The sequence below is a fragment of the Pedobacter gandavensis genome (assembly GCF_014172405.1).
GTDB lineage: Bacteria > Bacteroidota > Bacteroidia > Sphingobacteriales > Sphingobacteriaceae > Pedobacter > Pedobacter gandavensis.
In genome coordinates this window covers 1692572-1714178 of sequence record NZ_WNXC01000001.1, presented here as the reverse complement: position 1 = coordinate 1714178, position 21607 = coordinate 1692572, and the positions used below count along the sequence as shown (strand labels likewise).

Annotated in this window: 24 protein-coding genes; 12 read left to right on the top strand and 12 right to left on the bottom strand. The window is 38.9% G+C overall.

Annotated elements, in window-relative coordinates; genetic code table 11:
• Positions 1–47: 47 nt before the first annotated feature.
• The gene (locus GM920_RS06965) at positions 48–2579 is read right to left on the bottom strand and encodes an SEL1-like repeat protein (protein ID WP_182954838.1); all 2532 of its coding nucleotides are present in this window, start codon (positions 2577–2579) and stop codon (positions 48–50) included.
• 146 nt (positions 2580–2725) lie between these two features.
• Here GM920_RS06965 and GM920_RS06960 point away from each other — a divergent pair, with 146 nt between their 5' ends.
• Genes GM920_RS06960 through GM920_RS06950 form a run of 3 tightly spaced genes read left to right on the top strand, consistent with a single transcriptional unit; the run spans position 2726 to position 5762 of the window.
• Positions 2726–3598 (top strand): ABC transporter ATP-binding protein, encoded by an 873-nt coding sequence (locus GM920_RS06960; protein WP_182954836.1) that lies wholly within the window; start codon positions 2726–2728, stop codon positions 3596–3598.
• Between the two features lie 4 nt (positions 3599–3602).
• The gene (locus GM920_RS06955; RefSeq protein WP_182954834.1) at positions 3603–5183 is read left to right on the top strand and encodes a hypothetical protein; all 1581 of its coding nucleotides are present in this window, start codon (positions 3603–3605) and stop codon (positions 5181–5183) included.
• 51 nt (positions 5184–5234) lie between these two features.
• On the top strand, positions 5235–5762 hold the full coding sequence (locus tag GM920_RS06950; protein WP_182954832.1) for a hypothetical protein: 528 nt from the start codon (positions 5235–5237) through the stop codon (positions 5760–5762).
• Positions 5763–5833: 71 nt separating this feature from the next.
• On the opposite strand, the gene GM920_RS06945 is transcribed toward GM920_RS06950, so the two are convergent.
• The 5 genes from GM920_RS06945 to pncA all read right to left on the bottom strand — a co-directional run bounded on the left by GM920_RS06945 (position 5834) and on the right by pncA (position 9478).
• Positions 5834–6292: a DUF3368 domain-containing protein gene (locus GM920_RS06945; protein WP_182954829.1), complete on the bottom strand. Its 459-nt coding sequence runs from the start codon at positions 6290–6292 to the stop codon at positions 5834–5836.
• Positions 6282–6509 carry a UPF0175 family protein gene (locus GM920_RS06940; RefSeq protein WP_235964458.1) on the bottom strand — a complete coding sequence of 76 codons (228 nt, stop codon included), beginning with the start codon at positions 6507–6509 and terminating at the stop codon, positions 6282–6284. The genes GM920_RS06945 and GM920_RS06940 overlap by 11 nt, the downstream gene beginning before the upstream one ends.
• 75 nt (positions 6510–6584) lie before the next feature.
• Complete coding sequence (locus GM920_RS06935) at positions 6585–7805, bottom strand: hypothetical protein (RefSeq protein WP_182954824.1); 1221 nt, start codon at positions 7803–7805, stop codon at positions 6585–6587.
• A 368-nt stretch (positions 7806–8173) separates the two neighbouring features.
• Positions 8174–8767, bottom strand: coding sequence for a dihydrofolate reductase family protein (locus GM920_RS06930; protein ID WP_182954821.1), 594 nt, complete (start codon positions 8765–8767; stop codon positions 8174–8176).
• A gap of 120 nt (positions 8768–8887) precedes the next feature.
• Positions 8888–9478, bottom strand: coding sequence for a bifunctional nicotinamidase/pyrazinamidase (pncA, locus tag GM920_RS06925; protein WP_182954818.1), 591 nt, complete (start codon positions 9476–9478; stop codon positions 8888–8890).
• A 102-nt stretch (positions 9479–9580) separates the two neighbouring features.
• Here pncA and GM920_RS06920 point away from each other — a divergent pair, with 102 nt between their 5' ends.
• Entirely contained in the window at positions 9581–10603 is a 1023-nt protein-coding gene (locus GM920_RS06920) for an LLM class flavin-dependent oxidoreductase (protein WP_235964457.1), read from the top strand.
• Here the strand turns inward: GM920_RS06920 and GM920_RS06915 are convergent.
• On the bottom strand, positions 10600–11358 hold the full coding sequence (locus GM920_RS06915; RefSeq protein WP_182954815.1) for a tetratricopeptide repeat protein: 759 nt from the start codon (positions 11356–11358) through the stop codon (positions 10600–10602). The two genes, GM920_RS06920 and GM920_RS06915, sit on opposite strands and share 4 nt — an antisense overlap.
• Before the next feature lie 223 nt (positions 11359–11581).
• Between GM920_RS06915 and GM920_RS06910 the strand changes: the two genes are divergently transcribed.
• Positions 11582–12658, top strand: a complete 1077-nt coding sequence (locus GM920_RS06910) for a DUF5700 domain-containing putative Zn-dependent protease (protein WP_182954812.1) — start codon at positions 11582–11584, stop codon at positions 12656–12658.
• Between the two features lie 149 nt (positions 12659–12807).
• Positions 12808–13221 (top strand): VOC family protein, encoded by a 414-nt coding sequence (locus tag GM920_RS06905; protein ID WP_182954810.1) that lies wholly within the window; start codon positions 12808–12810, stop codon positions 13219–13221.
• Between the two features lie 129 nt (positions 13222–13350).
• Here the strand turns inward: GM920_RS06905 and GM920_RS06900 are convergent, their stop codons facing one another.
• Entirely contained in the window at positions 13351–13926 is a 576-nt protein-coding gene (locus tag GM920_RS06900) for a metallophosphoesterase family protein (RefSeq protein WP_182954808.1), read from the bottom strand.
• A 195-nt stretch (positions 13927–14121) separates the two neighbouring features.
• Positions 14122–14385, bottom strand: coding sequence for a hypothetical protein (locus GM920_RS06895; RefSeq protein ID WP_182954806.1), 264 nt, complete (start codon positions 14383–14385; stop codon positions 14122–14124).
• Between the two features lie 245 nt (positions 14386–14630).
• On the opposite strand from GM920_RS06895, the gene GM920_RS06890 reads away from it, so the two are divergent.
• The 3 genes from GM920_RS06890 (at position 14631) to GM920_RS06880 (ending at position 16607) form a co-directional block, all read left to right on the top strand.
• Positions 14631–15467 carry a carboxylesterase family protein gene (locus tag GM920_RS06890; RefSeq protein ID WP_182954804.1) on the top strand — a complete coding sequence of 279 codons (837 nt, stop codon included), beginning with the start codon at positions 14631–14633 and terminating at the stop codon, positions 15465–15467.
• A gap of 105 nt (positions 15468–15572) precedes the next feature.
• On the top strand, positions 15573–15899 hold the full coding sequence (locus GM920_RS06885) for a hypothetical protein (protein WP_182954802.1): 327 nt from the start codon (positions 15573–15575) through the stop codon (positions 15897–15899).
• Between the two features lie 90 nt (positions 15900–15989).
• Entirely contained in the window at positions 15990–16607 is a 618-nt protein-coding gene (locus tag GM920_RS06880) for a class I SAM-dependent methyltransferase (protein ID WP_182954800.1), read from the top strand.
• A gap of 150 nt (positions 16608–16757) precedes the next feature.
• Here the strand turns inward: GM920_RS06880 and GM920_RS06875 are convergent, their stop codons facing one another.
• Both GM920_RS06875 and GM920_RS06870 read right to left on the bottom strand, forming a co-directional pair.
• On the bottom strand, positions 16758–17756 hold the full coding sequence (locus GM920_RS06875; protein WP_182954798.1) for a phosphotransferase enzyme family protein: 999 nt from the start codon (positions 17754–17756) through the stop codon (positions 16758–16760).
• A 145-nt stretch (positions 17757–17901) separates the two neighbouring features.
• The gene (locus tag GM920_RS06870) at positions 17902–18333 is read right to left on the bottom strand and encodes a hypothetical protein (RefSeq protein WP_182954796.1); all 432 of its coding nucleotides are present in this window, start codon (positions 18331–18333) and stop codon (positions 17902–17904) included.
• Positions 18334–18517: 184 nt separating this feature from the next.
• Between GM920_RS06870 and GM920_RS06865 the strand changes: the two genes are divergently transcribed.
• The 3 genes from GM920_RS06865 to GM920_RS06855 all read left to right on the top strand — a co-directional run bounded on the left by GM920_RS06865 (position 18518) and on the right by GM920_RS06855 (position 20212).
• Entirely contained in the window at positions 18518–19093 is a 576-nt protein-coding gene (locus GM920_RS06865) for a hypothetical protein (RefSeq protein WP_182954793.1), read from the top strand.
• 16 nt (positions 19094–19109) lie between these two features.
• On the top strand, positions 19110–19502 hold the full coding sequence (locus GM920_RS06860; RefSeq protein WP_182954790.1) for a hypothetical protein: 393 nt from the start codon (positions 19110–19112) through the stop codon (positions 19500–19502).
• A 431-nt stretch (positions 19503–19933) separates the two neighbouring features.
• Positions 19934–20212 (top strand): hypothetical protein, encoded by a 279-nt coding sequence (locus GM920_RS06855; RefSeq protein WP_235964456.1) that lies wholly within the window; start codon positions 19934–19936, stop codon positions 20210–20212.
• Between the two features lie 85 nt (positions 20213–20297).
• On the opposite strand, the gene GM920_RS06850 is transcribed toward GM920_RS06855, so the two are convergent.
• The gene (locus tag GM920_RS06850; RefSeq protein ID WP_182954787.1) at positions 20298–21602 is read right to left on the bottom strand and encodes a sensor histidine kinase; all 1305 of its coding nucleotides are present in this window, start codon (positions 21600–21602) and stop codon (positions 20298–20300) included.
• Positions 21603–21607: the final 5 nt, after the last annotated feature.

The window sequence follows — 21607 nt, the reverse complement described above, 5'->3', positions numbered from 1 at the left end:
CTTGTAAATTTTATATAACGGTAAAGCTAGCCATTTCAATGTATAAACTAGCGATTCTTGTTTGTCAACAGCTCTTCAGGTATTTCTAAATCTGCTGCACGAGCTGCTTTAATATGTGCTTCTGCTTTCTTTTCGTCTTTAAATCCCACTTCATTCCTGTAAATTTTAGCGAGCTCTAGGTGTGCATGATGATACCCAAGGTCTAGCGAAAGTTCTAAGTATGCTATTGCCGATGCTATGTTTTTTTCGGTCCCCAGCCCATAGCAATATAAAATACCAAGATTATAGGCTGAAACCTCATTTCCTTGGTCAGCACCCAATTGATAATATTCAACCGCTTTTTCGTAGTCGCCTTTGGAATCGTGCAGATAACCCAGCCAGTTGTATTTGGGTTCTCCTTGCTTTGCTGCCGCTTGAAAGTGTTCCAGCGCTTTGCCTAGATTAAAAGGGATAAGTCCATCTTCTGCATAAATGTCTCCCAGGTTGTTATTGGCCAGAGCCAGTTGCGCATCAGCAGCTTTATTCAGCCAGTATAGTGCTTTATCAATATCCACCGGGCAGCCAATGCCCGATTTGTAGCACATACCCAGCCCGTTCATCGCATTTTCATTGTCTGCTAAAGCGCCTTTTTGATACCAAAAGAAGGCTTTTTGATCATCTTCATATCCCTTAACCATATAGTAAATGTGTGCAAGATTATTCATGGCAGGGGTATAGCCTTTCTCTGATGCGACCGTATAGAAACGGATGGCCTGGGCATAGTCTTCAAGGAGAAAAGCTTCTCCGGCAAGTTCGAATAAAGTATGTATATCGGTCAGTTCATCCTGGAGCTGCTGCTCCTCCATTTTTTTGCCTTTTCCATAAACTAACAGCCTTTTCCTACTTTCATATTCAAAATGGTACGCGTAATCATCGCCGGCATGTTCCAATGCAACTGCTTTTGGTGTTGGTCTAATCGCTGTCTCTGTAATGGTGTATACCTCGGCTGCTTTGAGAGCATAGGCAAAGCCCTCTTCACCTGGTTGTCGGATAACCAAGTCAAACGCAAAGTCGCTAAAATCATTGGTCGACAGATTTGCGATACACCAACTTTGATTTTTCTGCAAAGCGAAAACCATTTCATCGAGCCACATGATCTGCTGATAATTGTCCGGGGGAATAATCCAGGATAAACGTTCAGCGGTCCCATCATATATGCCTTTTTGATCCCCCTGCTGAACCAGTGCCATGTCTGTTTTGTAGCCTTTCATGGCAATTCCGATATCCAAAATTGCGTCGAACTCGCAGGGTAGTACAAAGTCTTCATTCTTTCTGCTGATGGCACCGTATTTTTTACCTTTTTTTAGGACCAGCAGATCCGGGAAATCGGTCTCCCGTCTTATTTTTTCAAACTCAGCAATGAGTGGTGTACCGTCCTTTTTATATATGGCGCTAAAATTGAAACCCTTGTGAGGTTTAATTAGTAACAGTCCATTTTCCAGGTTTTCTACAGTCTGAAGTGGGAATTCACCCAGATAATTGAAATACTGATTGAATATCTTTTGATTTTTCTGGTCTGTTACCTCAATATGGTAAAAGCCATAGCCCGCCTGGATTTCATTTTCATGTTCGAAATGAATAACGACCGCTCCTGAAGTATTGATGACACCCCAGAGTTCAGCTGTTTTTGCATTAAAATAGTCACCATCTTCAATGGCTTTAAGGTCATTGTAAATGAGCGGAGTAAGTTGGGTGCCATCAGTATTGATCAGCCCCATTTTTTCTTGCATGGCCACTACGGCGACTCCCGAATGTTCAAAGTCAAAAGCATCATCCCAGATTAATGGAAGTGCAATCCTTCCTGTAGTATCCACATACCCAAATTTGCCGTTTTTTGAAACTACTGCCAGGTCATGCGGACCAAAATTGTAAAATTCGTCGAACTGGGGATTTAACAATACCGCGCCATTTTTATCTTTTAGTCCCCAAAGTTGATTTTCTTCAAATATTTCAAATGCTGATTCTTCTTCATAAGGCTGCCAGATACAGGTCCAGCCATAATCATAGTCTTCATAATTTAATAGTTTTGGGAAGGAGGTAAAAGCAGGGCTGACATCTTTAAGCGCTTTATAGTTAAGGAGACTATGGTCTCCCGAGTCCATCGCCAAGGTGATGACTTGGTTGTTATGTGCGATGGTAGCCATCCAGTCCTTCGCCTGTTCAGCATGAGGCTTATCCTCCATATTTAATACATCCCACATATCGAGGTGGAGGTAACTTCCATCAAGTTGATCTAAATAATTGAATAGTTTGTCGCGGGCAGCTTTAAACTTTTCTATATTTTCGATGAGCTCAGGCTGGTCTTCCAAAAAATCATAAAACCGCTTCAGGTTCTCAATACCAGGTTTTGCATGATAGTACAGACCCGAGTCATTAAATTCCACGTGATTGTTGTAATTATTGCCAGAAATAAAGCCCCCTTCAATTAATAAAGGCTGAAGCATGAGCGGCATTTCATATCCCCATTCCATCATCATCGTATCGGCATTTTCTGCAATTGATGGGGTATTGATATTGTATAAATAGGTGCGGTGTGACAATTCAGCTTAAATTAAAAGGTTTTACAAATAGTTCAAAGCTTAGAGCCAATTTTATGCCATTTATTAAGAAAAACCTATTTCTTTCTCTTGCTGTAACGTTTGTGGTTAATGTGGTGTCTTACCACCATATAATTTTATATTTATACATGGCGCTTTCGATAACCAACCTTAGCAAACAATACAACGCAGAAAAGACCGCAGTTTCTAACTTTTCACTGACCATAAACAAGGGAGTTTTGGGTTTATTAGGGCCAAATGGCGCGGGTAAATCTACCTTAATGAAGATTATAGCTACCATTAGCAAACCTTCTGGAGGCAGCCTTCTTTTAGATGATATAGATATCGTCCAAAATCCCAATTCCATTCGCAAGGTGTTGGGTTATCTGCCACAAGATTTTGGGGTATACCCGAATCTCAACGCTTACGAGTTTCTGGAATATATTGCTGCCATGAAAGGGGTAGGCGGTAAAGGGCTTCGCCAACGAATTGACCTGCTGTTAGAAGGTGTTAACCTGACCGCGGATGCTAAACGTCCTATCGGGAGTTATTCTGGTGGAATGAAACAACGTATTGGTATCGCACAGGCCCTGCTGAATGATCCCAAGGTCTTGATTTTTGACGAACCTACCGTAGGGCTGGATCCTGAAGAGCGGATGCGGTTCCGACAATTGATTGCCGATTTAGCCCAGGATAGCATCATCATCCTTTCCTCACACATTGTTTCTGATATTGAAACCATTGCTGATGAAGTCGCGATTATGCAATCGGGTAAGCTGATCACGCATGCACCGCAACATGAGATCATTAAACAGGCAGAGGGACGCATCTTTGAAGTACTATTAAATAATAGCGAGCTTAACGCCTTCAAACATCAGCATAAAGTAATCGATACTGCACGTCAGGCAGACCAGATCAAGGTGCGCTATATCAGTACATCAGGGAGTGCTGCTCCATCATCCATTCCGGTTACTGCTACCTTAGAGGATGCCTACTTGTTCCTAACCCAAAACAATAGCTAAACGTATGCAATATATTTACCCGATCATCAAAGCTGATTACCTGCAACGTACCCGAAGCTATTCCTTTTTGATTACCCTGGCCATTACCATATTTATGGCCTATTCATTTATACCTGCCCAAGATGCGAGCTATACGACTTTAAGCGCCAATGGCTATAAGGGAGCCTACAATTCGGCCTGGGTAGGTTATGTATCAGGTATTATGACGACCATTATGTTGTCTTATTTTGGTTTTCTACTGATCAACAGTGGGATCAAAAAAGACATTGATACTGAAGTAGGGCTGATCATCGCCACTACACCCATTAGCAACTTTAAATACCTGTTGAGCAAACAGCTGAGTAATTATCTGGTATTGCTTACCATCGCTGGAATTACCTTCTGTGTCAGCATTGGGGTGTTTTTAATCCGTGGAACTGGCTATCCCTTTATTTTAAGCAATTTTATATTGCCCTATATGTTTTTTGCGGTGCCGGCATTGTTTGTCGTAGCCGCTCTGGCTGTAGTAGGAGAGGTGTTTTTAGGGAAGCGCAACATCCTTCAATATATTGTCTATTTCATGCTATGCGGTATTTGCATGGGCTTTATCAACAGCAAAAGCGAGGCTTCAGCCTCTGGTCTTTTTGACCCATTCGGCTTAAGTCTAATTACCAAAAGTGTAACCAATCACATCAATACCCATTATGCTGAAAACATCAAAGGGGTGTCCTTTGGTTTTATCTTTAATGGACAGAAAGTTTATAAGCCATTTGTTTGGGAAGGTTTGAATTGGTCAGCCCTATTTATTGGGAGTCGCCTGGTGTGGATGGCCATGGGTTTTGCATTGGTTTATATCTCTTCCCTGTTTTTTCATCGCTTCGATTTTAAGCAAGCGCTAAGCGCGAAAAAGAGTGAAAAGGAAGCCGCAAGTATCAGCCTGGCTCAACCGATGACCAAGCCAATCGGTATGAATAAGGCAGCGCTGCCCAGTCTAACTTTTAATTATGGTATCTATCCCTTAGTGAAGACAGAGTTCTTATTACTGATCAGGCAGGGCAACAAATGGTTGTGGCTGTTGAATTCGGGTCTATGGATCGCGATGTGTTTTGTGCCATTAAATATAGCACATGCCTATTTATTGCCCATCTTACTATTCTTACAGGTAACCCGTTGGTCGGAGTTGGCAACGAAAGAGAAGACTAACCGTGTCCATTATTTTGCCTATGCTTCCTATAAGCCCTTACAGCGAATGTTACCTGCACAGATTTTGGCCGGCATAGTTCTGGCAGTCAGTTTATGTTTGCCGGTGATTATTCGTTGCGCTTTAGCCGCTGGTATTTATGCGATCGTAGATGTGATCAATGGCGCAATATTTCTGGTGTTGTTAGCGGTCACCTTAGGGATATTAACCGGCGGTAAAAAGCTGTTCGAGGTGTTTTTCTTTTTGCTGACCTATAGCGTATTGAACAAGTTGCCTGTTACAGATTACTTAGGTAGCTTGCCCCATCAGAATATGAACTTGGGTCTGCTTTTGGTATTGGCTTTAAACCTGGTATTGTTACTTATTAGTTTCGTAGCGAGAAGATACCAGACCAGGCATTTGTAAGCCTGGCTGTTTCATTTCTGAAAATACGAATCATAAGAAATCTAAATTTATATGAACAAGCTGCTTTTATTTTTTTGCTTATTACTAATTTTTGCTTGTGGTGATGCCAGAAAAAAGCAGACTAACACAACAGCAGATACATTGGCCTCAAAGGCTAAGGGCCATGTTGAATCGGGGCAAAAAGATACCGTTCAATCTGGTCCAACTAAAAAGGAAAAACCTGAAGCGGAAGCTCCGGATCAGATTAATGATGAGATGATTCAAAAAGCGATTGTCTACAGGAGTGATAGCTCCTTGAATATGTTCGAAAATATTAGAGCAGATTATAGGATTTTTGGTTATCAAGCACCAGATACAAATTCAAGAAAACTGTTACTGGTATCTGTTTTTACAAAAGATGTAGAAGGGAATCCTTATCACTGCGATTATGGCTCCTATTACTATTCCGGGGCAATGGAGGATACCCAAATAAAATTTGTTAAACGTACTGGCGATTTTGTGGAGGCAAATTTAATAAAGGATAAGGTCATATTAACACCTATCTTTTTTCATAAAAGTTGGGTAGAATTTAAGGATTAAATGTTTCTTGAAGTGAATTTTGATATGAAAGTGGTGTAGTCCACTGTCACTTTAGATGTCTGGAAGTAGTATTATTCTCCGGCGTCTTTGATAATCTGAGTAGTCAACCACTCAGAAATTCTGAAGTTGGTTTGCTGTATCTTGATAATGTAGGGTTTAACTGAAGGAATAATACCATTAAGCTTGGCGTTGAGTATTACACCTATGGTTCCTATAATGTTTAGTTCAAGTTTCTTAGCAAATCTTCTGCCTCCTGCATCATCAATGATTAGAAGGTCGGCATGGATTTCTGCTGCAAGAGCCATCGCACTCGCCTCACCAATATCCACAATTTCAGCAAAATTATATAATAAGTCACGATTTCGTACTGCTATGACATCAACCCAACTAGGTAATCTTTTCCCATATTCAGCAGCGATCTCAGGGGTGGTAATTACTTGTTTGTACAAGGAGTGGAGCAAATGCATACCGTCTATTTTATCCAGCGTTATAAAACAGCTGGCATCGGTAATGACAATTTTATCCTGCATGAGCATGCCTGAATGTCTCAAGATCTTCAGATGCACTCTGGTCTAGGTAGTGTACGTCGTATTTGATCAGGATTTCAGCAAAATCCCATTTTTTCATCCCACACATTTCAGCGGCCTGTCTTAAGGTAAGCTTACCTGCTTCATACAACTTGGCTGCAATAAGGCGTATTGTTTCATCATGCTCTTTTTCAAGGGCATCTGGAACTTGTATAGTCATTGTAGTCATCTTATAAAGATACGTATTATTACAATTTAAAACAAAATATGTGCCTCTTATAGAGGCTTGGTAAAATTATAAGATATTGATTTTTTCTTTTCGGCTGACATGACCATTCTTATCAACTATTTGGAGGTAGTATTGCCCTTTTTCTAAAGCTAAACCATATTTTAAAGTATTTTTAGTTACTACAAACTGATCTACTGGGATGTCATTCTTTGGGTCCAAGGAAACAACCTGTACCAGGTTATCAATGTCTTTTTTGTTAACCGTTATCAAATGTAAATGCGTTCCCTTTTTTGATAGGGTATAATCTTTCCTTCCATATGCTTCTTGAGGGGATGGCCAGGCCACAAGTAGATCATAGGAACCTATTTCATCACCTGCGGATATCTTGGGTTTGTTGTTTTTATCTAAAACCACATATGGGATATTTATAGCTGAGTCTAATTTTTCTTTAAACTCATCCATACTATTGATCGACTGATTAATGGTTAGTGGATTGATACCCGAAAGAATTCTGAAATATTCAGCCATAAAAATGATATCTCCTCCTTTTTCCCAAATATGGCCATGACCAGCATGCACCAGGATCTTTGCCTGAGGATCTTTTTCTAAAATATGATACAAGTTCTTTGCCTGATTAACTTCCCTAATATTATCCAGATAGGATTCACTTTTGCCATCATACTCAGTTTCATCAGTACTTTCGTATGGAACAAGTTTAAAGCCAAGCTTTAATGCTTTTTTTAACAAATTGCCCATATTCGGTTCTTGTGTATAAAAACCAGATTTGATTTGAGGATATCCTAAATTGATACAGGAGGAATCATTCTCCAGAGCCTCTACGGCTAAGTATCTATAACCTAAAGCGTAAAAATCTTCCAATAAATTGTAACTCAGTAATCTATGCTTAGGTGTGTTGTGATCTTCATTGATCATCACGACTTGCTGATCTTTAGAAGCCTTGATAATATAGTCAATAGCCGGACTGAAATTAACTCCTTCACCTTTCATTGCCCGCAGTTTGCTTCTTTTCCAGTTTAGGGTATAAGTATCTCCAACTAATGATCCAAAGAATGCCAGCGCTTGATCTTCCAGGGTAGGTGGAGCAACATTTTCCTGGAGCTGATGCGCTAAATAATAAGCATTTTTAATTTTTAGCACAGTGTCCCGTGCGCCCAGATAGTTTCCGGCTTCTATCAATTTACCACCTATTTTAAACGGATCTGTGACCTGCTGTGAAAAAGTATATAATGGGAATAATAAAACGAAGTATAGTAACGTCTTTTTCATGAATGATCTGTTTACAATTTGGTATGTGTCCCCAATCTCCTCTGTCTCCTTTTTCGAAAACAAGATACAACTATATATTTAGTTTATGGAGTCTTGAACCCATCTTTTTATCATAACCCATACCTGTTTTATAATTTTCCCATGTGTGAAATATGGAACTGAATTTTCCAAAAGACGCATTGTTGTCACTGAAAATTATGAAAATAAAATCTCACAATATAAATCGACATTTAAACATCATAGTGATCAGCAATTAAATGAAAAGATTGTAAATAGGAAAACATACGATAAAGCTGCAGTTGAGGCTGCCAGGCGAGTGCTGGCTACTCGGGAACAAAGGTGATAATCATACAGATTAGACCATTTTTTTAAGCACCAACAGTCCCTGTCTTCACTTCTCCCGCCCGCTTATAATTGGCCATAATTACACCAGTTGGGGTAACAAAGCTCTCTACTAATTCAAATGCTGCAGGAATCGATTCACTGTCAAACAACTTCTTCCCTTTACCAAGAAGAACAGGATGAATATTGAGCCAGAATTCATCTACCAAATCATGCTTAAGTAATAGCTGGACGAGTTTGCTACTGCCCCAAATTTTGAGGTCAGGGCCATCAGAATTTTTTAGGTTTTCGATAGCCGACAGGCTGGAAAGGAACACAGAATTTTCCCAATCAGATTCATTCATGGTGTTGGACAACACGTATTTTTTGACCTCATTGATACCTGGCCAATGCTCAGCATGCTCAGGCCAGTAAGAAGCAAAAATCTCAAATGTTTTTCTGCCCAAAAGCAGGTCTGCAGGTTGCATCTGTTTTTGCATGACTTTTCCCGAAGTCTCATCAGCATAAGTTGCAGTCCAGCCGCCATATTTGAAGTCGTTTGATGGATCTTCCTCAGGTCCACCAGGTGCCTGCATGACGCCGTCTAATGTAATAAATGATAAAACAATAATTTTTCTCATCTCAACTAACCCTCATTTTAAAATTTGTCTAAAAAATTTTTCTAAATTCGGTCTCTTGCTTGTTTATCAGTAATATACCTTGTTTAAAGATACGCAAAATCAAGAACAGGTAGTTCATTTCTATAGAATAGACCCGCCTCTCAATTGAAAGTCTTTCTTAACACGTTCATATCTTTCCGGATCAATAGGCTTAGATGCTCGTTCTATAATACTTGATTTAAAGCCTAAGTCTAAAGCATCATTGGCGGTGTAATACACACAATAATCGGTAGCCAGTCCACAAACAGCTACCTCTGTAACGCCTCTTCCTTTAAGATAATCGGACATTCCTGTAGACTTTTTTCTGCCATTATCAAAAAAACCGCTGTAACTATCAATTTCTTTGTCCATCCCTTTTCTAAAAATAGCCTCAATAGCATTCGTTGAAAGTTCTGAAACCAATTCTGCTCCTTTTGTTCCCTGTATGCAATGCTCAGGCCATAGTACCTGATTTAATCCGTTTAACCATATTTCTTCAAATGGCTTTTTATTTGGGTGGGAAGTAAAGAAACTTTTATGACCTCTTGGATGCCAATCTTGAGTGGCTATTACCAGATCATATTTTGATTGTAGTTGGTTAATTGTTTGAACGATTTCATCACCATGGTTGACGGCTAAAGCGCCACCTGGTAAAAAATCATATTGCACATCGGTAATAATTAACGCGTTCATAAATAAAGTTTTGAGCTGATAACCGGCTTATATAGGACATAAACAATATCATCTTTTTTTTGTTACAAATGATTGATAACAGTACTGTTTAATAAGTAAAACATGATGGAAATTGGAATAGACAGTTTTGCTTCTGCGATGTACGGGAGCAACAGCCTTAGTAGCGTGGATGCGATGGAACAATTGTTAGATAGGATCGCTTTTGCTGATGAGGCAGGACTGGATGTTTTTGGCATTGGTGAGCATCATAAGAAGGGATATTTAGATTCTGCTACTGCTGTGATTCTGGGGGCTGCAGCTAGTCGCACTAAACGTATACGCTTAACCAGCGCAGTTACCGTGTTGAGTGCAGCGGATCCGGTAAGAACCTACCAGAGCTTTGCCACGCTTGATTTGATTTCAAAAGGGCGTGCTGAGTTGGTGGTTGGTCGCGGCTCGTCGGTAGAAGCTTATCCATTGTTTGGCTTTAGTCTGAACGATTATGATGCCCTGTTCAGAGAAAAGCTTGATTTGTTACTTAAAATACGTGATCAGGAGCTGGTAAGCTGGTCGGGTAAGTTTAGAGCCCCTCTGGATAATCAATCGGTTTATCCAAGGTCATTACAAGAAAAATTACCAGTTTGGCTAGGCGTGGGCGGTACACCGGAATCTTTTGTAAGGGCAGGTACATTGGGATTACCATTAATGGCTGCTGTTATCGGTGGTGAAACACATCGTTTTCGTCCATTGATCGACCTGTACCGCGAGGCAGGGCATAGGGCCGGATTTGCTGCGGATCAGCTAAAGGTAGGGTTACATTCACCAGGATATGTGGCATTAACCAATGAGCAGGCTGTTGCCGATTATTATCCCGGTTATGCAGAACTTTGGACAAAACTCGGCAGGGAACGAGGCTGGCCACCGGTAACCAAATCGCAGTTCGATACTTTGATCGCTCCAAAAGGCGTGCTTGTTGTTGGCGGACCTGAGCAAGTAGCAGATAAACTCTTGCGTCATAGTGAAGCACTAGGGGGTGTCGATCGGTTTACCTTTCAGATGGACAATGCCGGGCTAACTCATGCGCAATTATTAAGCTCAATTGAACTCATTGGCACTAAAGTGATGCCCCTTATCCAAAATGCTTAGCTGCCATTTCTACCAAAACTTCCACCATTGCTTTGATGAATCTGCGAGGGATCTATGGCCTCTAATATTTTTGTCGCCCAATCAGTTTTGTTGATCTGTGGCAGAATATAACTAATTTGTTTTAGTGTCAGGTAGAAATAGGGGTTGTAAGAACGCCATCTGTTTTCTTCAGCCAGGTATTCAAAAGTCTCTTTCAAGGGTGGATGCGCAGAGTATACATATAAGCGTTTCATGATTGCGAGCTTTACATGTAGATTTTTGTCATTGATTACGGCCTCGTTTAATAAGTTAAAGCTGAAATGATCTGAAACATCACAAAGAAACATTGCTAGTCTTATTCTATTGTCATCTGAACATGATTTAAAAGAAGCAGCTAACGCTTCTTGCTTTAAGGTAAACCGTTCCTTGATTTCGCTGATGTTTTTTTCGTTGAATGTCGGAATACCTTGAATTCTTTGTGGTCCAACATCAGTAGATTGAGTCATCATTGCCAAAATGGAACGGGGATATTCATTATTTGGGTCGATAGACAGGCTCTTCTTGATAAAAGAAACTCCGAGATCGTAAATTTCACCGGATTTTTGTTCATTGGCCAATTCGCAAATGGCATCTCCCAAACCATACCAGGCGTTTGAATGTTCTGGCTGAAGTTTAACACAAAATAAAAAGAAATGTACTGAAGCCGCGTAATTCTGCTCATGAAGGTAGGTAAGCGATATTTGTTCGTATAGGGTGTATTGTTCTTTTATGCTCATAAAATATCAGTTAATGGTGATGGCCAATTTCCGCTAAGCTTTGTCCTAATGCTGTGCGTGAATTTATAATTTAAAAACAGGATTTTTATCCTATTCTGAAATTAGATTGTAATCATCATATGTATTTTAAACATCTTTTATCTAGTAAATTAACTAACTTCAGGTTCTTGTAAATCAAAATCCTTTGAATCCCATGATAAACAGATTCGCGTTCTTAACAGTTATGCTGATTACACTATCGTATTTTAGTTCAGCGTCACCAATCTACAGCTATTCCAGACACAAAATAACAATGGATTATTCGGCTGCAGAGGAATTGATCAGATTAGTCGGCTTGAAAAGTGTGAGCGATGAAGAGTTGTCCAGGTTTGCATCGCTCTATGGGAATAAACTCTTGATCCAAAAAACCAGCAACTCGACTGGTGGTACTGAGCAAGTTTTTAAAAAGACCCTTAAAGAAATGATTACGACGGGTAAAGTTAATGGAGATGATCCCTACCAATGGGGGAAAGTGAGTATGGAGCTTCAGCATACAAAAAAGTTGATTGCAGGCTTAAAGCTAAATAAGGATTCATTTACTGTCGAAATACTAGAACGAATCAGTGCTTATACTCCGGCTATTCTCCCTCCACAAGAGCTTCGGGCCTATCTTCTGCTAGGCGGGACTGCTACAGGATTCGTTAGTGGTGATGAGGGGGCTTTTTGTGTTGCCTTACAGAATTTCGGGAGCGATTTTGAAGGTCTTAAAACAATTATGGTGCATGAGCTTTATCATGCTGTTCAGCAGGCTGGCCAAAATTCGAGAAAGAAGATGTTGGCAGATAAACCTACCTATAACACGAAGGCGACTTATTTTTTGATCTATAATCTTTGGTCGGAGGGGACTGCAGAAAGTTTAGGGGATTTTGGTCTGATTAAGAATCCAGGTAGATATTCGAAGATACAGCAAGAAAATCAACGAAAAAACGAGGAAAGGTTATTGGTGAATTTTAAATTGATCGAAATGATGCTATATAAAATGTATACCGACTCCAATGCTCGGTATGCAGCGGTCTATAATATTGGCTTCAGTCCGGTTTACGAGGAGGCTGCTTACTCCGTTGGTGCAGAGATGGCCAGAAAACTTGATCGCCTTCTGGGAAAAGAGGTGCTTGCAGAAATGGTCGTTCAGGATCCACTTGATTTTATCAGCAGTTACATTAAACTTTACCAAGATCAACCGAAAGAAGTGCCATACCAATTCGACAAAAGCACTGAGGCTATTGTTGAAAAACTACTGGCATGGAGGAACAGAATTTAAGTCTTTATACGGGTAATTTTCCACCAACCATGTCCGGCATGTCTTTTTTTACAGGTAAGGCGTAAATAACCCCTTAATTTGTCGTGATTGCACATTTTCACTTACATAGCTTTAGCGTAAATTTGAGTATACTAAATCAGGAAACACTTATGGCAACTCAAATTTTTGTGAACCTAGCGGTTAATGACCTCAACAGATCTGTAGATTTTTTTAGCAAACTTGGTTATACTTTTAACCCGAAATTTACCGATGAGAAAGCAACTTGCATGATCATCAGTGATACCATTTATGTAATGCTGCTGACAAAGCCGTTTTTTCAGACTTTTACTAAAAAGGAAATTGTAGATGCACACAAGGCGGTAGAGTGCTCTATCTGCTTATCTGCGGATAGTAAAGATGCTGTTAACGAAATGGTAGACAAAGCACAAGCAGCAGGTGCTACCATACCTAATCCGGCCAGCGACTACGGCTTTATGTACCAACATAGCTTTGAAGACCTGGATGGTCATCATTGGGAGTTTGTATGGATGGATCCTAATGGCGCACCAGAGCACCAGGGATAACAGCAATCTCCAGGTAAAAAAGAAAAGGGAAATCATCCTAAGACTATTTCCCTTTATCTAAATTAACGCTCTCATATATATAGACGCTCAATGTTGTTTTATATTGTATGGCTATTCCTTTTTCTTTGTTTACATAACAGTTGGAATATCCCGGTTTAGGATCTTTAATGCCGATTCCTTTTTTAACATGATGGCCTTCACTTCATTATATTCAAGTGGATAAAAATCATGGTTGTCCACCCCAATATCGAAGGACAATGAATTCATATCTTCTTCAAGTGTTCCGTGGGAGTGACCATACAAATGGAAACTGCCTCTACCTTTCCCATTCCAATTTCTGATGGCGTAATGAAACAGAATGATTTTTTGTTTCCCACCTTTTACGGTGTCGTCATTAATTTTCAGCTCATAATAATCCTTAACCCATTCAAATCTCTTTTTGCAGGCGAGTGCAGTCACTTCATGATTGCCCGTGATGAGGTAGGTACTTCCGTTTAAGCGTTTAAGGATTTCTTTTAGTCGTTCGGGGCGATTAAGAGCAAAATCTCCGAGGTAATAAACCGCATCTTTATCATTTACCTTTTCATTCCATTTCTGGATCATGATTTCATCCATTTCCTCTACACTTTTAAATGGCCTTCCGGCATATTCGATGATTCCGTTATGTCCGAAATGGTGATCAGAAGTAAACCAAATTTTATTCATTGAGCATTTTTTGTTGGAATCAAAACTAGTAAAAATTCAGCTGACCTATTTAGGTTGGTTGGCGCAAACCAAAGTTATTAAAACAGAGGTTGACGATTAGCCCATAAGCATCGGAAGTCCTGCGAAAATTGTAGCCGTTTAAAGCGAAAAAGCCTGCTGTCTTACGACTTGAATGATTTCCCGAGTCTTGATATGCTATTTTTTTAATGTGAAATATTTGTTTTGCATAGAGACAACTCCAAAGAGAATGACTGAAGCCAACAGAGCAAAAAGAATAATTTGTTTTGGTGCACTTGAATTGATTGCCTGAGGAATAAAAAATCCAGATGCTGTACATCCCAGTAAAATCCTTGCTTTTAAAAAAAGCACCAGTTTAGCTTCATTTTTAGTGAAATAACTGATTAGTAGGAAAAATCCTATCATCATTACTAATGCTACTATTACTTTTAATGTTTCCATATTAAAAAAAATGCTGGTGGAAGTGGTCTTGTTGTTTTATACAATTTATGCAAAATAATCCATTTCTATGTACCCTTTTTGATTTGACTGGACTAGTTGATGTCTTTCCGAAAGAAAGTGTAGCTGTTTTCTGCCTAATCAAAGAAAACTATATCGCTGAAGCCTTAAGGATTTCAATCGTCGACTGATGTCTTTGTCTTATATTAGCGACAACTGACAAAAACAAAAACGCTTACAAATTCATCATGCAGAATAACCTCAGATACATTATATTTACATTAAGTTTATTTGCCGCAAACTTTTCATATGCCCAAACTCAAAACCGTAATAACATTAAAATTGATAGCTTAACATTTGTTCAAACACGGGCAATATTGAACAATATTCCTACAGATAAGTTTCAAAAGCGAATCTATAAGCGAGACAATAAAGAATTACCTTATCGCCTTCTATTACCAAAGGACTATAAAAGCAATGAAAAATATCCATTGGTCATCACGCTGCATAACTCTACACGAATTGGAAAAGACAATGAAAAGCAATTAGAACCTTTATCACGTATCTGGATCAGAGACGAGATTTATGAAAGATATAAATGTATTGTTCTGGTTCCGCAGTTCAGTGAACGTTCTTCAAATTACGTAGAAAATGAAAATGGAGTGCTGATCTCAAAACCATCAGAAGAAGTCCGTGCGCTACTGGAACTGGTAAAGGATTTACAGAAAGAATACAGCAGCATAGACTCCAGAAGGGTTTACCTGATCGGTTATTCAATGGGAGCATCAACAGCACAGAATATGTTGAGTTTAGAACCAAATCGGTTTGCAGGTCTAGTTTCAGTGGCTGCGGTTCCAGATTTGTCAAATCTAAAGGCCTTAAAAAGCAAAAATATCTGGCTTATCCATGGGCAAAAAGATACGGAAAACCCATATATCGGAAGCAAAGCGCTTTTTGAAAATCTTGAGTACAGTAAAAAGATCATTTTTACCACATACTCAGAACTGAACCATGACAATATAACCATTCCATTGCTGCTGAATGAAACAGTGCCTAAGTGGTTATTTAAGCAATGGCGTAATTGAATTTGAAAATCTTTGTGAGATTCAGTAGTAACTTGCATTTTTTTTATGTTAAATTGATACTTTCTTATCGAGGTATTAATATGTTATTACTATAAATAAATTAACATGAAAAAAACATCTTTTTTTCTGCTACTTGTCGTGATAATGCTGCTGGCAACAGCTCAAACATATGCGCAGATCTCTTGGATAACAAAACAAATTGACGCCAGACTGTCTGTAAAGTTCCCGGGAGAGCCACAGAAAACGACAAAGAATGGCGTTGACAGTTATATCTTCTACGGAAAGGACAGTATTAGCTACAGCAGTACCTTGATAGATTATAAGGTCATGGCCCATCTGGACTCGGCCACTCTGGCGCCGATCAAGGACAGCCAGCGCTTTGCGGACAGAATGAGGGAGGTGACGCTTCGTAGTGAGTTGTCAATTAGATAGGTGATTTGTTTCTCATTTGTGCTATATGGATGCGTAATGTGCTTTTTTGATTTCCATCCTTAATTCCTTGTATATATCTTTGTCTCAGAGATGAAAAGCGAGTATATACAGAAAACCTTCGGAAATATTGATATTTATTTATTCGACCAATTGGCTAAAGGTACTTACGATGAGTGCAGTGCCATTCTAGATGCTGGTTGCGGAACAGGCAGAAACCTGCTTTACTTTTTAAAAAGTGGTGTAGAGGTTTTTGGCGTAGATCAAAACCCGGCAGCTATCTCACAGCTCAGAGGCCTTGCCAGTCAATTTTCTCATATCAATCCAGAAGCAAATTTCAAAGTATCAGCTGTAGAAAAGCTGCCCTTTGAACCAGAGCGGTTCGACCTGGTTATTAGTAGCGCCGTACTCCACTTCGCTGAGAATCTAAGCCACTTTAACGACATGCTGAATTCCATGTGGAGCGTCTTAAAGCCCGGAGGTTATTTTTTCTGCCGATTAGCATCAGATATAGGTATCGAATCGTTAGTTCAGTTCATTGGAAACGGTAGATATATACTTCCAGACGGATCGGAACGCTTTCTGGTCAATCAGGAAATGCTGCTTAGGCTTACCAGAAACCTTGGCGGGGAACTCCACGAGCCGATTAAAACCACTAACGTCCAGAACCTAAGAAGTATGACTACCTGGTGTGTGCGAAAAATGTTATAATCTTATGCGCTACTACCCGCTATTTTGGACACAACTAACCCTGATTTGGAAACAGCTAACATTTAACTTCTGCGGACTTTTGCATGATCAATTTTAAAACAAAGTAAAATGCAAAAGACACTTTTTATCACAGGTCAGTAAGTATTTCTGTTAAAAGCGGCAATAGCTTTCCGTTAAAGTCTTTATCAAATCTAGCCTTTCATTTATAAACCTAGTGTTAAAGAAAGGATTTGAAAAATCGTCAAAGTGTTCCTGATGGAAATTCATGAAAAATATCCAAAATCCAAAGCTTAAATATGGGATTGCGGCTAACTCATTTTCCTGAAGCTGTCTGATGTCCCTATAAGCTGCAACGAATACACTAAATTGGCGATCGGCCTCTTCCTGACTTATTTTTTTAAATGTAGCATGGAGCGAAAGGTCTAGCCAGAAAGTCATTAGATCATTAACTAAATGGCCCTTTCCAAGGAAATCAAAGTCAAAAAAAGTAACCTGATTTTCATTGTCAAAATGAAAGTTTTTTGGTAAAAGATCGTAGTGACAATAGCCATAGCTAAACTTAGATAAATCAAAAGTTTTAAGATTGCTGATCACCTTATTCATGGTATCATCGATCCATGCAGCCATAGGTGGATTTCTTTTGAGAATTGGCTCAAGTGCTTTTATGGGTTGTGTAATTGTTGTATTAACATCGTACTCTCGACGCTCAAATGGCAATGTAATTTCGGCCGAGACATTGTGGATCCTTGCGAGTTCTTTTCCAAGATGAGCAAGCTGGGGATCACTTAACATCCCGAATGATTCACCCTGGGCATAACTGAATAAGACACCGTATCTCGTGCCCTCGGCTGCATTAAACTTTAATATTTGTTCCTCATTTAAAGAACTTACAGGATATGAAACACGAATTCCTTTCTCCTTTAGTACATTCAAAAAGAATACTTCTGAGCTTATTTCTTCAAGTGATCTATGCGTATTTCTGTATATTCTAAAAATATACTTCTGATCTTTGGTTTCAACTTGGTAATGATCGTTCACACCACGCAACAAATACCTGCATTCAAGAACCTCAAATCCATATTCTTCTTGTAAAAAAATCTTTAATGCAGTTGATGATAACGTTGAATATTGAGTTTGAAAAATAGGCATAGGGGGCTAATATAAAACTTTTACCCTGACTTCGCAACGGGAAGAATAAAACCTATTCCATATGTTATGGAGTAGATAAATGTAGATGTTAAATGAAAAAACCTGCAAATCATACGATTTGCAGGTTTTTTCTAAATCTAGTCACTTAGTTGTGGAGGATGGGGGAGCTTGCCATGGATAATATCATTCTGATCCAATAGCGCATGTTGCCTACATAATCTCCTTCCTCATGAGCAGTGTAATCCGGAACTGCAGGAAGAGACCGGTGATTATATGCGTTTGGACGCTGCCATTTGTCTAGTTTGAATTCCAAAAGAACATGATAGTACTTCTGCTTGATGAGTCCGATATTTAAAATACCTATGGATTTGCGATTAAATGGGTTGTCTTTCAGGAAAAAAAGTATATGTTTAGAAGGGGCTATTTGATCAGCAAAGCGCTTTAATTCTTCATCATCCTTGCTGTCCAAAGCTTTAACAAGTGCGAATTTCAGCTCATCAAATGTTTCGTAGCCTTGGTGTGACGTCATTGCTGCCGGCTTGCCGATGAACTTGCCGTTCTGGTCAATGAGCCCCATTTGTCCATTGTAGAAGGAAAGGGAATATTCGTTGTATGCACGGTTCTTTTGTTAATTTATAATATTTCATACAAGTAGTGATTGTTTGTAGCTTACAAAAAAATGAATACATCCCTGTTTGAAAACTTTTCATTATTTTTATTGATTCCCCTGAATTATCTGACCATAAATTTAGCTTTCAAATATGCTCTTATTTCAAAATACACTTCGATCATTCACTTTTGTTATGTTCTTTTTTCTTCTTTATTCAGTTAATCTTGTGGCTCAGGTACCTGAAAAAAAAATCAGTGGAGACCCTCTGTTTTTCCTTGATGGAAGAGAAATGCTCAAATCCGAGTTAGGGAATGTTAATCCTAATGATATTGCATTGGTAACCGTGCTAAGGCAAGAAGCTTTTAAAAAGTACGGTGAAAAGGGTAAAAACGGAATTGTATTAATTGAAACAAAAGGTTACTGCCGAAAACTTTTTCAGGGGTACCTGTCTACAAAATCGGCGAAATACAAGATGTTACTTGGGGATAATGCTGATGACCAGAATATCCAGTATATTTTAAACGAAAAGGTCTTAAACAAAGATTATGAGGGCGATCTATCCAGCATTGCAGATAGTACATTTATTGATGTAAACATTATTAGTTCGGAAGCGCTTAAAGCTTATAAGGTAACAGATAAGCAGTATGGAGTGCTTATTAAAACAAAGGTGAAAGCTGAACCGGTGCGACAAGACGTTAAGCGACGTAAATTCGAACTACATCTTTAATTTAGTACCTTTAAAAATGAAAAAAGTACTCGTCTTCTTGTTTGCCTTTCTAGTTTGTCATCAACTGATTGCACAAGTGAAAATTACCCATTTGCATCAAAGAGCGGTAGCTGTGTTTGACAGTGTTATGGTGGCTCAGACTGGATTCGACTGTTTACAGTATAAGAACAAACTCTTAAGTGATGCTTATAAGTATAATAATTATCATGGCGGACCAATTTTTATGGGATCTGTAGTTACCGAAAAAGTGCCTGCAGTTACTGTCAATGGAGAATTTTTAATGCATATGACCCCGGAAAATATTTTTAAATATAAGCGTTTAATATCCTTTAAATATTACCCTAAAGGGAAGTCGCCTCTGGCTGCAGGGGTTACTGATCTGGGGCTACTTGCCTTTATTGCAGAATAGTTGCTGCTGACTTTTATTGCAGTTGCTAATCTCTAAGTTGGGTTTTTCTAAGCTCCGAAGTTCTGCTGCAATGAAATTTGAAAATGTGGGCTGACGTGAAAACGAAAGTGTATTGCTGGTATGGTTGTTTTTATTATGCTGTGGCAATGTTTTTCTGATATTCCTTGACAAGGACAATATCCAGGCGTGTTTCTTGCATAAAATCAAAATATATCGTTAACTTTATGTTGGCGATATCTCCCTGTATCATTTACTGAAGCATTTATAAACCTGAAGTTCAATAGCCATTTCTTCTGTTCAGGTATTAGCCGTTCCCAGAATCATCTTCCTATTTATTTCTGTTTTTTTTCTCTGTCACCCTTGATTTTTAAGGCGCTAAGGAGCCTGGTGTCACCAAAAATAATGAAATGTCAAGTTAATAGGACCGGCGAATGCCTCAAGCGGAGGGATCAGCCACAAATCAAAACAAAATGGAAACAACCAACCATCTGCCGGCAACATTATGCAGATTGGGTATCGAATCGTCAGTTCAGTTCATCGGAAACGGCAGATATATACTTCCAGACGGATCGGAACGCTTTCTGGTCAATCAGGAAATGTTGCTTAGGCTCACCAGAAGCCTTGGCGGGGAACTCCACGAACCTATCAAAACCACCAACGTCCAGCGCCTAAGAAGTATGACTACCTGGTGTGTGCGAAAAAAGTTATAATCTTATCTTCTTCGACTGCGAATTAATCTCTTTCACTCATACATAGGTAATTTGATAAGTAGAATGTGCATGCCTGTAACTCCTTTTAGAACGGATGATTGGGCGCTAAATCTAAACTAACAAAGAAATTGGTTCCTTTGTTTAATCCGCTTTCAAGCCAGATTTTTCCATTTTGTAATTCAACGTAGGTTTTAACTAGTTTTAGTCCTAAGCCTACACCTTTTTCTTTGTTGGTTCCATAAGTTCCATTACTCTTTAAAGAAAATATGAAGGGTTGCTGGTCTTCGGGAATACCAATACCGTTATCCTTTACAGATAGGATACATTTGCCATTTGCAGCCGATATGCTTAGTGTCACTGTTCCGCCTGGTAAAGAAAACTTTATGGCATTGTTTAATAAATTCCTAACAATGAGCTGTAGCATGTCAGGATCTGCTATTACCTTAAGGTTTTTATCTGCTAAAAAAATAAGATTGATATCTTTCTCCTGTGCTATGCTTTTTTGCAAACTGACAGTATGATTCAAAGTCTTATAAATAAAAATTGAACTTAGGGTTGCCTTAATTTCATCCATTTGATCCTTGGCCCATGACAATATGTTCTGAAGCATTTCGGAAGTTTGTCGGGTAGAAGATAGCAATTGCTTTTCCATTTCCATCTTTTCTTCATTGCTGAGATTTATTTTATTAAGTAGAGAAAGGTAGGCTTCTATAGAGGATAGTGGGGCGTTGAGATCATGGGCAACGATTGAAAATAATTTGTTTTTGGTTTGGTTGCTGTTTTCTAAAGCAACGAGGCGGTTTTTTGCAAGTTCTTTCTCTCTGTTGTAGTTCTTCTTTATATATACCGTAATGATGCATATAAGAACAACAACTTCTAAAAATGTTTGTGCTGTATCAATAAGTCTATGCTGTTCGTCAACATAAATTGATTTTACCATCTCAGGATGCAAGTATTCTACGGTTAAAAGAATGACCAGAAAAATGATGTTCAATGGTATCCATATCCAGAATTGCTTTTTGGGCGTTACCGTGCTGAGGATGAAAATGATGACGATAAATGTAAAAAGGTTGACCCCATTGGATCCATCAGCTGCAAAATAAGTCCCTCCGCAAAGTAGGTTAAATGAGATGGCAAATATTCCAATAGCTATATTTAATTTATCCTTATACCGAGACAAATAATAACCAAATAACAAAATGGCTATTAAAGGGAGCATCAGGTAGCCATATAAATCTAAGCCAAGTGCAAAATTTATTACGGCATTTATAGCAGCGATAGCAGTTGCAAAAATACTGACAGAATTGAAAATGCGTGATTCTATAGAATAATGCAATTCATCTCCAATTAATGCAGACCATTTTTTCTTTATTTGGTTTGGGGATTTCAATTTTG

Excerpts from the sequence above, each read along its gene's own strand:
- GM920_RS06880 (WP_182954800.1), top strand. The coding sequence starts at position 15,990 with ATGAAAAGCGAGTATATACAGAAAACCTTCGGAAATATTGATATTTAT.
- GM920_RS06910 (WP_182954812.1), top strand. The coding sequence starts at position 11,582 with ATGCTGATTACACTATCGTATTTTAGTTCAGCGTCACCAATCTACAGC.
- GM920_RS06920 (WP_235964457.1), top strand. The coding sequence starts at position 9,581 with ATGATGGAAATTGGAATAGACAGTTTTGCTTCTGCGATGTACGGGAGC.
- GM920_RS06895 (WP_182954806.1), bottom strand. The coding sequence starts at position 14,385 with ATGGAAACATTAAAAGTAATAGTAGCATTAGTAATGATGATAGGATTT.
- GM920_RS06930 (WP_182954821.1), bottom strand. The coding sequence starts at position 8,767 with ATGAGAAAAATTATTGTTTTATCATTTATTACATTAGACGGCGTCATG.
- GM920_RS06900 (WP_182954808.1), bottom strand. The coding sequence starts at position 13,926 with ATGAATAAAATTTGGTTTACTTCTGATCACCATTTCGGACATAACGGA.
- GM920_RS06915 (WP_182954815.1), bottom strand. The coding sequence starts at position 11,358 with ATGAGCATAAAAGAACAATACACCCTATACGAACAAATATCGCTTACC.
- GM920_RS06960 (WP_182954836.1), top strand. The coding sequence starts at position 2,726 with ATGGCGCTTTCGATAACCAACCTTAGCAAACAATACAACGCAGAAAAG.
- GM920_RS06905 (WP_182954810.1), top strand. The coding sequence starts at position 12,808 with ATGGCAACTCAAATTTTTGTGAACCTAGCGGTTAATGACCTCAACAGA.
- GM920_RS06885 (WP_182954802.1), top strand. The coding sequence starts at position 15,573 with ATGAAAAAAACATCTTTTTTTCTGCTACTTGTCGTGATAATGCTGCTG.
- GM920_RS06955 (WP_182954834.1), top strand. The coding sequence starts at position 3,603 with ATGCAATATATTTACCCGATCATCAAAGCTGATTACCTGCAACGTACC.
- GM920_RS06855 (WP_235964456.1), top strand. The coding sequence starts at position 19,934 with ATGCCTCAAGCGGAGGGATCAGCCACAAATCAAAACAAAATGGAAACA.
- GM920_RS06935 (WP_182954824.1), bottom strand. The coding sequence starts at position 7,805 with ATGAAAAAGACGTTACTATACTTCGTTTTATTATTCCCATTATATACT.
- GM920_RS06950 (WP_182954832.1), top strand. The coding sequence starts at position 5,235 with ATGAACAAGCTGCTTTTATTTTTTTGCTTATTACTAATTTTTGCTTGT.
- GM920_RS06865 (WP_182954793.1), top strand. The coding sequence starts at position 18,518 with ATGCTCTTATTTCAAAATACACTTCGATCATTCACTTTTGTTATGTTC.
- pncA (WP_182954818.1), bottom strand. The coding sequence starts at position 9,478 with ATGAACGCGTTAATTATTACCGATGTGCAATATGATTTTTTACCAGGT.
- GM920_RS06940 (WP_235964458.1), bottom strand. The coding sequence starts at position 6,509 with ATGACTATACAAGTTCCAGATGCCCTTGAAAAAGAGCATGATGAAACA.
- GM920_RS06945 (WP_182954829.1), bottom strand. The coding sequence starts at position 6,292 with ATGCAGGATAAAATTGTCATTACCGATGCCAGCTGTTTTATAACGCTG.
- GM920_RS06860 (WP_182954790.1), top strand. The coding sequence starts at position 19,110 with ATGAAAAAAGTACTCGTCTTCTTGTTTGCCTTTCTAGTTTGTCATCAA.
- GM920_RS06875 (WP_182954798.1), bottom strand. The coding sequence starts at position 17,756 with ATGCCTATTTTTCAAACTCAATATTCAACGTTATCATCAACTGCATTA.
- GM920_RS06870 (WP_182954796.1), bottom strand. The coding sequence starts at position 18,333 with ATGGGGCTCATTGACCAGAACGGCAAGTTCATCGGCAAGCCGGCAGCA.
- GM920_RS06890 (WP_182954804.1), top strand. The coding sequence starts at position 14,631 with ATGCAGAATAACCTCAGATACATTATATTTACATTAAGTTTATTTGCC.